Origin of the sequence: Sporolactobacillus shoreicorticis (genome assembly GCF_024125445.1) — a bacterium.
Lineage (GTDB): Bacteria > Bacillota > Bacilli > Bacillales > Sporolactobacillaceae > Sporolactobacillus > Sporolactobacillus shoreicorticis.
This window is the reverse complement of the sequence record NZ_JAMXWM010000089.1, coordinates 1-965: the sequence shown is the minus strand read 5'-3', so window position 1 is coordinate 965 and position 965 is coordinate 1. Positions and strand designations below refer to the sequence as shown.

Here is a 965-nt window from a genome sequence, read left to right as displayed (position 1 = left end):
GCCCCGGCATATGGCACTTGTTCGATGATCCATAACCGCCGTAATCTCATACCGTTCAATCCCAGCATCCGTGAAAGCTTGTTTATTCGCCTGGTTCATCACGAACGCGCTCTCCGTTGTGATTAACCGCAACGATTCATTTGCTCCAACGCCCATGCGGTGCGATATGAGTCTGGCCATCTGCTGATAATCGTCACCTCGGATAATCGCATCACGGATCTCGTTATTCATTGTGTTAATCAACTTTTCCTTATTCGTCCAAATCCGGCCGGAGAAATTCTTGCCATCAATCCACTGCTCATTAATCGTCTGCATCAGCACTTCATCGTTTACTCCGAAAAAAGTCGGCGCATTCTGCAAACTCTTCATACTGGACAAATAGCCATTTTGATACGACGCTTTCAGCAGTTTCTCAAAGCCTTTCTGTTCAAACGCCCCAAGTTCGACCATGCGCTGCCTGATGGATAACTGTAGCCCTTCCAGTCGGTTCAGTTTGTAAATACTCTCACGCACAGGCATCAAATGCTGATACTGCGGATAGCGCCGGGCGAACTCCTGATAATCCTTGTACAACAGATCACGTTCAGATTGCGATAAGCTTAGAACCAGCTGACGATATTCAATCACGTCATTCACCGCGTATTTGGCGTAATAGCTGGCAACTTCTTTCTTGATCTGCTCTTCCAGCCGCAGATACTCTTTCCGCAGCCGCTTGTCCAGCTTCGCATTCCGCTTGTCCTGGGCGTTATAAAGTTGAATCATTCGCTTTTCCCAATAAGTTGGCATAGTCATCACCCGAAGCGCATAAGAAATAAGCCTTTTAACGCCATGCTTAGGGCGAGATACACCGGTTGCCCGGAAGGATCACCTCCTAATCAACAATAATCCCTTTCTCTTTCAAGAAATCATCATGAGCATCAATCATCTTGTAAACATCATCAAGGTCTAATCCAGTCTTTTCAGCG

At 46.6% G+C, this 965-nt stretch carries 1 protein-coding gene; it reads right to left on the bottom strand.

What is annotated here, in order from left to right; genetic code table 11:
• Window positions 1–786 (bottom strand): minor capsid protein (locus NIE88_RS22095; RefSeq protein WP_253065712.1); only part of this gene is annotated, 786 nt, incomplete at its 3' end.
• Window positions 787–965 lie beyond the last annotated feature (179 nt).